A 9,332-nucleotide genomic window follows, 5' to 3' on the forward strand; every position below is an offset into this window, starting at 1 on the left:
AAGTGATAGGATATGGCAACATCCACGAGGCCGAGGGATACCTGTCTTGCAAGCTCACTAATGTCTGCAAGGATAACTAAGCGGTCCTTGAGGGCCTCGTAAATTCCATTATATTTTAACAGGTTGACAGCCATTTTTCCTGAAGAAGCTACGTCGGGATTCGCTATAGCGATCTTAACATCTTTTGAGACAAGGTCTACTAGGCTGGTGATATTGTAAGGGTTGTCCTTGGGAACTATGAGCGCTGGTATTGAATAGGAGAACAAAAACATCTTATCGCTGTAGACTAATCCTTCCTCCAACATGGCTTGCATATACTCGGAGTCAGCAGTACCGAGAACGTCTCCTTCTCCTGAAAGTTTAATCCTGGTTATTAGCGAGCCTGTGGGCTGGACGTACACGGTGATCTTGTACGCTGGGGTGTTGGAGTTGAAATAGTCTATGGAGGGTTTTAAAGGCCTGTAAAGCAAGGGAGGTAGGAGGAAGAAAATTTCCTGGGGCTTCTCATGTGTTAACTCAGGTGTTAAGTTATGGTATATGAGGAAGGATGCTACGAGAGTTAAGGCAAGCAAGCTTAAAACTAAGTAGACGCGGTGGACCATTGTTTTTCCACCCTTAAAGCTTCATCTTTCTCAGGAAATAGTTGGAGAGCCCTCCTTCACCCAGTTCTGCAATATATTCCCTTGAGGGCTCCGTGTTAGAGGCTACCCAGGGGAGAATAACGTCGAGTACATTGTAATCTGGGAAGTGAATGATTCCGCTGGAAACACCTAAAATCGCCTTATCCTTTTTATAAGCAAGCATAGACATGGTTGTTGGCTTTATCGGTATCCCGTAGAAAACGATTCTGTCAGCCACCCTACTAATTGCTACTGGGGTTTTATCTGTAGGGTCAACGCTCATACCTCCTGAAACGATCACCACATCGGCGGCTTCAACGCCTTCGAGAATTTTACGCGCTATCTCCTCTTCGTCGTCGCGGGACTGTGCGTAAAATACAACTTGACAGTCGAAGCTCTTAAGCTTCTCTTCTATGAGGGGTCCCGCGAGGTCTTTTTTCAATCCATCAACTATTTCATTTCCAGTAACTATGATTGCTGCTTTCTTAGGTGTTGCTGGATTGATCGAAATTATAGGGGTATCGCTCCTCAAGTTCTCTAGTAGCTTGTTGAAGGATTCCTGGCTTATTTTTAATGGAACCATGTCAACGATACCGATCAAGCCTTTTTCCCGTACGAAGGAGCCTGTTCTCAAAGTTATCAGTAAGAATAAACCGGTAGTGTTAACTTTCAAAAGGCCTGCACGATTAATCCTTACCAAGCCTTTACTCTTTGCTAGTAGAAATGCTTTCCCCTCACTCCTCGGGACAACTTCAATATTTTCATCTACGACTGCTTTTCCAAACTCAACCACCGCCTTATCTTCCCACAGCCAGTCCCCGTCCCCAGCTTCAACATATACGTAGTAGTGGCCATGTTGCTTCATAAGCTCAACGTGTTCTGGACTGATGACTTCACCCTTCTTAACTACTGCTCCTTTATACTCAGGCGTTACAGCAGAATAGTCGTGAGCTGCTTTTAAACCCACGGATTCTTCAATTTTTTTCAGCATAAGTAACGCCTTAATGTGTAAAATCGGGGAATTGACAATATAAAACTGATTTAAACGGATTGTTAAGTAGTTTTATTGTCGCATGTAAAAAAGTTTAAGGTAGCTCTCTTAACCCCCAGAGCCGGGCCTGCATCTCCGCATCGTAAAGCAGGACGGTTATTTTTTCAAAGTCCTTCCCGTTTCCCCTGTACTCAACCCCTTCGATCCTGCCTTTGAAAGCCACCGGTATTCCAGATGGTTTTATAAATAAGAAAACCTCGGCTTTTCCATCAGGCGTCTTTAAGGTCAGGATTGACAGTTTGTATTCTCGAATCTTTTTCGCATTGGACTCTATTATTTCATTAATGCTGTGGATGCTCCACACGGGCTTCAATGTTACCGTAGTTATTAGCTCAGCTTTCATGATGGCCATAGCAAGAGTGAATTCATCGTAAAGTTTCTGCACATCGATCTTTTCCTCCTGAACAACCGGGGCCGGTGTTTTAGGTGGTTGCATCACACGTGTCTCACTCGGTGGAGATATTGTAGGCTCAGCTTTTTCAACCGGGGGAGTCGGTTTGTGTTCTGCAGGCTTCTCCCCGGAAACCTTTATGATATACTCCCTGAGTTCATCCATAATTGTAGCGAAGAATTTGTCGCAAATATCTCTGTATACGCCCTTGCACTCTGCTTTAATACTGGTGTGCACCGCGTAAAATACTTGCAGAACTTTGCAGCTGATCGTGAAATCCATGTCCTCGGAAAATCCCTCAATAAGTATTACATCATCTCTAAGTTTCCTAGCACTTGTTTTCAATAATAATTTTTTACTGGAGAACGCTGAGGGTTTGTAAACCCACTGAGCCTCGACGTTGCTCCCGCTGCCAGAGGCCTTGAAAATTTTGTAAAAACTGAATAAAGCCTCCAGATTCAATAAGGCTTTTTCAACATCTTCCTTGGAGACTGGTAGAATCAGCAATTTTTCAAACTCTTTCTTGTACTGCTTCTGTTGCGACAAATGGGAATCACCATTATTAAGATCAGTTTTCTTAAACATATAAAGTATTGGACAGAACTGTAACTATTTGATCCCCGTGGCTCGGCTGCTCTCCAATAACAATGTTTATTAACTTAGTTAATTGTTAGGAAACACTGGTGGAGATTTTTGAAATCTTTTTGCGAAGTATACAATAGGAAGATACTCCCAGCCGTGAGAATGTATCTCAGCAGGAAGCTTGTCTTAGATTACAATCTAAGCCAGTTAGACGCAGCTAAGATTCTAGGATTGAAGCAATCCCTCGTCAATTACGCTGTAACAGGCCGGAGAAGAAGCAAGTATTTTGAAGTCATCCTGGGGTTCAAGGATTTCAGAAGATATCTGGATGACCTGGCCGTGGAAATGTCTACGAAGAAATATAGAGGACCATATGTCTGCGATCTGTGCCAGTTCTTAATGAGAACAAACCTGGCTGATGAAGTTTTAAAGGCGGTTGAGGAAAGTCCTTCAAGAGTTTACAAGAAGTCTTAGGAGGCCGTCTTAATTAACTCTTCTAAGCTGAAGAAAGCATTCTTGGGCACACGGAATTCATCGCTTTGTAAAACCCCTTCAATCTGCAATATTTTCGCTTTGACTTTACCACCGCCGAATGAATAACCCCCAACTCTGCCATCGTTATAAACAACCCTGTGGCACGGAGTTGTTATAGGATTTTCATTTTTCATCAAACACTTGGCGACTAGTCTCGGGTGAACTCCTAGTAGCCTGCCAATCTCGCTATAGGAGGATATTTTTCCAACAGGTATCAAGTTCGTAAGTATGAAAACGGCTTCACAAATATCATTAAATCCTGCTTGACGTATCTTCACAGTATTGTTATTAACGGTGACCACGAACATTGGTTTCACATGGTTCTTATTTATAATCCCACCGATAAATAACGCATAATAAGAGCTGATGATGAAATGCCCGTGTCAGTAGACATCATAGTAGTGAGCGACAGGGTTTACGAAGGGTTGGCTGAGGACACCAGCGGCTCAGTGGCAAGGAGAATTGTTGAGAGGAAGGGGTACAACGTGGAAAACTTTATGGTTATTCCTAACTCGCATAGAGAGCTTCTTAGAGTTTTAAGAAATGCTAAGTCTAGGGTAATAATTTTCATCGGCGGAACCGGGCCAGGTCCTCGCGATATCACTGTAGATGTTGTCTCGCAGGTTGCATGGAGGCATTTACCAGGCTTTGGAGAGATATTTAGGGCTAAGTCTTTTGAAGTCAAGGGTTATAGGGGTGTCTTAACCAGGAGCGAGCTTTTTATACTTCACGACGGTAGGATAGTGGTTTGCCTCCCGGGATCTCCGGAAGCCGTCGAGCTAGGCGTTAACATACTGTTGAATATTTTAGAGCATCTTGTTGAGGAGGTTGATAGGTTTGAAGGCGTACACAAATGAGAAACACTGTAGTGTATCGTTCGATGTTTGGGGAACCCTAATCGATCTCGACCACATGCTTAGAAGAATTGCTCACGTGCTTGCAGAGAGGGAGGGGGAGGATGCGAACCTTTATAATACCAAAGTATTGGAAGCGTATGAAAGGTCTAAAGCGCTGAGGAGAAAAAACCCTGGGTTATCACCGGACCAGCTTCTCAGCAAGTCAAGGGAAATAATGGCTGAAATGTTGGGGATAAGTGTAGACATACTTAACAGTGTGATCGAGGAAGCTTTCGCGAAAACAAGAGCTGATGACGCATTGTATCAGGACGTGATTCCAACCCTCGACGGATTGAGCCAGCTAGGCTTGGAAATAGGCATTATCGGTAATGTTCTTTTCTGGCCAAGCCGGTTTACGGTTTCACTGCTTGAGAGGATGGGCTTATCTAGTTATTTTTCTACATATGTGTTTTCAGATAAAATCGGGTATTCAAAACCGGATAGGGAAGTGTTTTTAAAATATGCGGAAATCGTGGGATGCGAGCCTGAGAGAATAATCCATGTTGGGGATAATGTTGTAGAGGATGTGGGTGGCGCTCTTTCCTCCGGTTTCCATGCTGTTCTAATCCGGCGGAACGGTAACGAATCAATTCTGGTTAAGCCATTACGAACCGCGGTAATAAACGATATGCGGGAGCTTTTAAGAGTGATTGATAAATTCTGAAGGTGATTTTTATGGAGTCCCTCGGAAAGTATAGGGAGAACATTTTAAACGGTCCAGTCGGCAAGACGCTCTTATGGCTTGGCCTTCCTTTAATGCTGGTTCAACTGGTAAACATATCATACAACCTGGTTGACTCATTCTGGCTTAGCAGGTACAGCGAGATAGCGCTGGCTGTTCCAAGACAGGTTTGGCCAACCTTCATGTTCCTCAACGCCGTAATAAATGGGTTGATGACTGCAAATCTTGCAATCATCAGCCAGCTGGTAGGCGGGAAGAGGTATGAAGGGGCTCGTGAAACGGTTTCACAGTTTGTGACAGTTTCCTTATCGCTCAATGCATTGCTCGCGGTGACTTATTTCTATCTTAGACCATTTATTTTCAAGTATATTGTTCAAACACCGCCAGCGTTGTACGAGGACGTGCTCGGATACTCTGGGATTATCGCCATTGACATAGTGTTTTCAGCATTAACGCTCACTTATTCAACAATCCTTCAGTCGATAGGGGACACGAGAACCCCGGCTTACGTAAACCTGTTTGCTGCATTATCAAACTTCATCCTAGACCCGCCGTTCATTGTTGGCTTAAATGTAAACGGGGTTTACGTGATCCCTCCAATGGGCGCTGTAGGAGCAGCAATAGCCACGGTGCTGGCGAGACTCGCAGGGTTGGTTACCATGATGGTGTTTCTAAGTAAAAGGTACCCTTACCTGGCCCCTAGGCTGACAAAGCGCTTGGAGAAGGAATGGGTGTTAATGAGCTTTAAAATAGGTGCCCCTGTCACACTCATGATGTCCTCCAACTCGCTTGCATTTATGTTCCAGAACGCGTTGATCAATCAATACGGCGAATACGCTGCCACTGCAGCCGCCATAGGGTTTTTACTCATGGATCTCGCTGACGCTTTTCTATGGGGGTTTACAAGTAGCGTCGCAGTGATGATAGGCCAGGCTTTAGGAGCCGGCCTTGTCGAACGCGCTAAGAAGATAGCGAGGCTTTCCTCAGTATATATTGCTGTCTCTACGACAATGGCGTCAATAATCGTATTCTTGTTCAGAGGCTTTTTCATCAACATTTTCACCAGCAATCCATTGGTCTATAGTGAAACCGAAAGATTTGTTTCCCTTTTCCTCCCCAGTCTCCCGTTTTTCACTCTCTTCTTCATAGGCATGTCTGTTGGGAGAGGATCCGGTAAAACATTGACTCCAACACTTATTGGCGTGATAAGGCTGTGGGGGATAAGGCTTGCGCTCGGATACTTTTTATCAAACCAGTTGGGATGGGCAACAATGGGTATTTGGGTTGCCATGGCTTTGAGTAATTACTTCTCAGGGATAACAATGTACGCATGGGTTCACTATGGCACGTGGGCGGTGCCTCTATTTAAACCAGAGGGAAAGATAACACTATATGGGGCCGCTAACAGAGCCTTGAACAAGTGATGAGGTGTGAGAGTTCTCGGGATAGACCCAGGTACCAAAACCATGGATCTCTGCCTCCTAGATAACGGGGAGATCGCGGGAGAGGCTTTTATTGAAACCAAGGAGGTTGCTTCTAATCCTGAAGCCATCTATGACAAAATAGTCGAGCTCGAACCCTTCGACGTAGTAGTCGTTCCTTCAGGGTACGGAGTGGAACCAATGGACTTGGAAGCGGTCCCGAGAGAAGTGTTGGAAGAATGGTATTACACGTTCATACTGGCCACGACGCGTGAAGAAATTCTGGAGAGCGTTGAAAAAGGAATCATCGGTGCCAACATATACTTCGCCATGGTAAGGCTTGTAGAGAAATTATACGAGCTCAAAGCCAAAAAATTGCTAATACCAGGCGTTATAAACCTTCCCACCATTCCATTGCACCGGAAGCTTAACAAAATAGATATGGGAACGGCGGATAAGCTAGCCGTAACCGTCTTAGGTATTCATGAAGTTGCGAATACTTTAGGCCTTGAATATGATCAAGTGAACTATATACATGTGGAGCTTGGATTCGGATACAATGCTGTAATCGGAGTAGAGAAAGGCTTAATAGTTGACGGCATTGGAGGCTCGTTAATGCCTGGGCCGGGATTCCTGACAGCGGGGGCGTTAGACCTGGAGGTTGCGCAGTCCATCGGGAGATTAGATAAGCAGTATGTTTTCACAACGGGATGTGGTCCTCTAACAGGGGTGCTGGCGCCCGAGGATTTGGTTGACAAATCTGTTAGTGATTGGAGGAGTAAGACTTGTCTTGAAGCTTTCATTGAAGGCGTTGTGAAGGCTGTTCGTCAAGTAAGTTACAGTGTCAGGGAACCTTTTGTAATACTGCTTTCAGGAAGGGTTTCAAAAATACCTGAAGTTAGGATTCAGTTGGAGGGAAGACTGAGAGATATTGGTAAGGTAGCGTTAATGAAAGGATTGAATGGTGCTGTAAGAGTCAAGGAGACGGCTCAAGGATACGCGGTAGTAGGGGATGGTTTGTCAGGCGGAGTATACGGCAATCTTATTACCCATGTAAAAGTAGACAAGGCCTCAGGAAGCGCCTTGGACTACATATTGATCCCTGGTTTCAAAGAAACAAGGCTTGGCAAGAACTTTCTCAGGCTTAGAAATGTAGGATTTAGAGCCCACGCCGTGAACATGTCTTGGTGGGCTACTTGAGAATTAGGGAGAACATGTGGTATGAGGCCATTGTTAGCGTTCTAGCCGATGGGCAGCCCTATTTCACCCCGCTTGGTTTTCAAATCTACGGCAATGCTGTCAAGTTAAAAGTGTACATTTCCGCAAGGATATCTTCACTGCTGACCACGTATCCCAACGCTGTTTTGAACATCACGGACGATCCCCATCTTTATTTCCTTTCCACATTCAAGGAGGAAACAGGGGGTATTCCCAAGGAAGAGGTAGGATTTATCGACGGCCTCCCCGTGTTGCGGAGCGCTTACGGCTACATAATAGCAAGGAGGAGTAAGATTTTGCCACAAGAGGAGGTTTTTCTATTCGAATACCGGGTTGAGAAGGTTATTGAGAATCCCGCATACTATAGTAGCCTTGAGCCTTATTCGAGGTGCAGGGCGTTTCTAATAGAGATGATAATTTACGCATCGAAGATTAGGGAGGTGTCATCCAAGCCGGAGAGAGAAGAACTCCAGGAAAGATTTGAGAAGTTTTTTGATTATTCGCATGAAGTAGTGTGGAAAACATGCATGGATGAAGCCGAGCTAAAGCTTGCAAGTAAGTTGAAAGAGATGGTTTCAGGTTGGGCGAGGAAATAATCATATCATCACCTGCGCGTCTACACTTCGGGATGATTAATCCTTTTAGAAGAGATTTGAGACTTTACCTAGGAGCTGGATTAGCGATTAACCGTCCCCGGGTTGAAATCGTTGTTAAAAAAGAGAAAGAGCTTTCTTTCAGAGGGCCCAGGTCTGAAGAAGTAATGTTGAAGTTACGGCCGCTCATAGAGAAGTATGATTTGCGCAAGGGAGGAGTAGAGATAAGGAAGACTATTCCAAAGCATGTGGGTCTTGGCTCGACAACCCAACTGCTCCTTTCAGTGGCGAAAGGCCTCCTCACAGCAAATAATATTCCCTTCGATATAGAGGAAGTCTCCTCCATCTTGGGTATTGGAAGAGTATCTGGCGTGGGTAAATACGTTTTCCAGCACGGCGGATTTATCGTTGACTCCGGGGTAAAAGGAAGAGATAAAGTAATGCTTTATTTGAGGCTGCAATTCCCTGAGAAATGGAGGCTTATTGTAGTGATACCGGAGGGGAAGGGTTTGAGCGACGAGGAGGAAAGTAGGGTCTTCGGAGCTGTCGAGGGAATTCCTGAGTCACTGATTCATGAAGCATCATACCACTTATTCGTTGAGATGATTCCTTCGATCATAGAGGAAGACATTGAGGGATTTTCGAATAGCCTGGAGATGTTGCAATTGGTTGTTGGGAAAATGTTCAGCAAGTATCAAGGCGGAGTCTTCTCCAAGCATTCCGAAGTAGTTGTTGAAGTTTTAAAGAAGCTTGGCATCAGAGGGGTCGGGCAGTCTTCATGGGGCCCTACGGTTTACGGAATATTACCTCCTGGTGAAAGCGCTGATGAGATAAAAAGCCAAGTATCCGGAATCGTAAAGGGTGATGTTTTAATAGTTGAACCGGATAATCGTGGCGCTTTTATGATTACTCGATATTCCTAAATCCGGAATAGTATCTCGTAAGTAAGATTAAGGAAGAATGGATGCATGAAATGTATTATTGGTTGAGACAACTGGCTTTTCTCAAAATAATTCTCGTATTCGTGGGCAGAAGAAATTATCAGGTAGAGTGGAAAGTGCGCTGTGCATGATCGTGTTCATAGAGCAATAGCGATTCCCTCACTTCTCGGGTCGTTCCCCAGGGCCACTAATCCTTCCTTCTTAATAGAGACGTGGACGTGCCCATGTGTTCCGTAGGGTTGGGTTGATATGGATGAAACCTTGTCGGAACTAGCTAGTTGAAGCGGTGGCTCGATCTCAACAACTTGTTTACCGTGCGGTTGAGTGTATATGAACCTCGGGGCATCGAGGGCTTCGACAAGATTCATACCATATATAAATAGGTTTTCATACACTCTTAAAT

The 9,332-nt window shown here is 44.7% G+C and carries 11 protein-coding genes and 1 pseudogene; 7 read left to right on the top strand and 5 right to left on the bottom strand.

Translation table 11 applies throughout. The annotated features are described in order from the left end of the window. The 3 genes from AC3OH0_RS03115 to AC3OH0_RS03125 form a co-directional block, all read right to left on the bottom strand. The coding region (locus tag AC3OH0_RS03115) for a molybdate ABC transporter substrate-binding protein (protein ID WP_498344737.1) at positions 1-602 on the bottom strand (602 nt) is incomplete at its 3' end. A gap of 13 nt (positions 603-615) precedes the next feature. Continuing rightward, a complete protein-coding gene (locus tag AC3OH0_RS03120; RefSeq protein ID WP_498344738.1) occupies positions 616-1,611 on the bottom strand; it encodes a molybdopterin-binding protein in 996 nt (331 codons plus the stop codon). 94 nt (positions 1,612-1,705) lie between these two features. Beyond that, positions 1,706-2,608 (bottom strand): hypothetical protein, encoded by a 903-nt coding sequence (locus AC3OH0_RS03125; RefSeq protein WP_498344739.1) that lies wholly within the window; start codon positions 2,606-2,608, stop codon positions 1,706-1,708. Between the two features lie 147 nt (positions 2,609-2,755). Here AC3OH0_RS03125 and AC3OH0_RS03130 point away from each other — a divergent pair, with 147 nt between their 5' ends. After that, positions 2,756-3,118, top strand: coding sequence for a transcriptional regulator (locus AC3OH0_RS03130; protein WP_498344740.1), 363 nt, complete (start codon positions 2,756-2,758; stop codon positions 3,116-3,118). On the opposite strand, the gene AC3OH0_RS03135 is transcribed toward AC3OH0_RS03130, so the two are convergent. Beyond that, a complete protein-coding gene (locus AC3OH0_RS03135; RefSeq protein WP_498344741.1) occupies positions 3,115-3,486 on the bottom strand; it encodes an MGMT family protein in 372 nt (123 codons plus the stop codon). The two genes, AC3OH0_RS03130 and AC3OH0_RS03135, sit on opposite strands and share 4 nt — an antisense overlap. Positions 3,487-3,552: 66 nt before the next feature. Here AC3OH0_RS03135 and AC3OH0_RS03140 point away from each other — a divergent pair, with 66 nt between their 5' ends. The 6 genes from AC3OH0_RS03140 to AC3OH0_RS03165 are packed head-to-tail and all read left to right on the top strand — an operon-like array spanning position 3,553 to position 8,911. Continuing rightward, positions 3,553-4,035, top strand: coding sequence for a MogA/MoaB family molybdenum cofactor biosynthesis protein (locus tag AC3OH0_RS03140; RefSeq protein WP_498344742.1), 483 nt, complete (start codon positions 3,553-3,555; stop codon positions 4,033-4,035). After that, positions 4,016-4,738: an HAD family hydrolase gene (locus AC3OH0_RS03145; protein ID WP_498344743.1), complete on the top strand. Its 723-nt coding sequence runs from the start codon at positions 4,016-4,018 to the stop codon at positions 4,736-4,738. The genes AC3OH0_RS03140 and AC3OH0_RS03145 overlap by 20 nt, the downstream gene beginning before the upstream one ends. 11 nt (positions 4,739-4,749) lie before the next feature. Then, positions 4,750-6,180 (top strand): MATE family efflux transporter, encoded by a 1,431-nt coding sequence (locus AC3OH0_RS03150; protein WP_498344744.1) that lies wholly within the window; start codon positions 4,750-4,752, stop codon positions 6,178-6,180. A gap of 6 nt (positions 6,181-6,186) precedes the next feature. Continuing rightward, entirely contained in the window at positions 6,187-7,377 is a 1,191-nt protein-coding gene (locus tag AC3OH0_RS03155; protein WP_498344745.1) for a DUF1464 family protein, read from the top strand. Then, positions 7,374-7,991: a DUF447 domain-containing protein gene (locus AC3OH0_RS03160; protein WP_498344746.1), complete on the top strand. Its 618-nt coding sequence runs from the start codon at positions 7,374-7,376 to the stop codon at positions 7,989-7,991. The genes AC3OH0_RS03155 and AC3OH0_RS03160 overlap by 4 nt, the downstream gene beginning before the upstream one ends. Next, positions 7,976-8,911 carry a beta-ribofuranosylaminobenzene 5'-phosphate synthase family protein gene (locus AC3OH0_RS03165; protein ID WP_498344747.1) on the top strand — a complete coding sequence of 312 codons (936 nt, stop codon included), beginning with the start codon at positions 7,976-7,978 and terminating at the stop codon, positions 8,909-8,911. Before AC3OH0_RS03160 ends, AC3OH0_RS03165 begins: the two co-directional genes overlap by 16 nt. Before the next feature lie 155 nt (positions 8,912-9,066). On the opposite strand, the pseudogene AC3OH0_RS03170 reads toward AC3OH0_RS03165, so the two are convergent. Next, positions 9,067-9,332 (bottom strand): annotated as a pseudogene (locus AC3OH0_RS03170) (gamma-glutamyltransferase family protein); the annotation flags it as partial.

It is taken from the genome of Thermosphaera sp. (assembly GCF_059755995.1).

What these genes read in the sequence shown, in the direction of transcription:
- AC3OH0_RS03140 (WP_498344742.1), top strand. Translation starts at nt 3,553, where the DNA reads ATGCCCGTGTCAGTAGACATCATAGTAGTGAGCGACAGGGTTTACGAA.
- AC3OH0_RS03135 (WP_498344741.1), bottom strand. Translation starts at nt 3,486, where the DNA reads ATGTTCGTGGTCACCGTTAATAACAATACTGTGAAGATACGTCAAGCA.
- AC3OH0_RS03150 (WP_498344744.1), top strand. Translation starts at nt 4,750, where the DNA reads ATGGAGTCCCTCGGAAAGTATAGGGAGAACATTTTAAACGGTCCAGTC.
- AC3OH0_RS03120 (WP_498344738.1), bottom strand. Translation starts at nt 1,611, where the DNA reads ATGCTGAAAAAAATTGAAGAATCCGTGGGTTTAAAAGCAGCTCACGAC.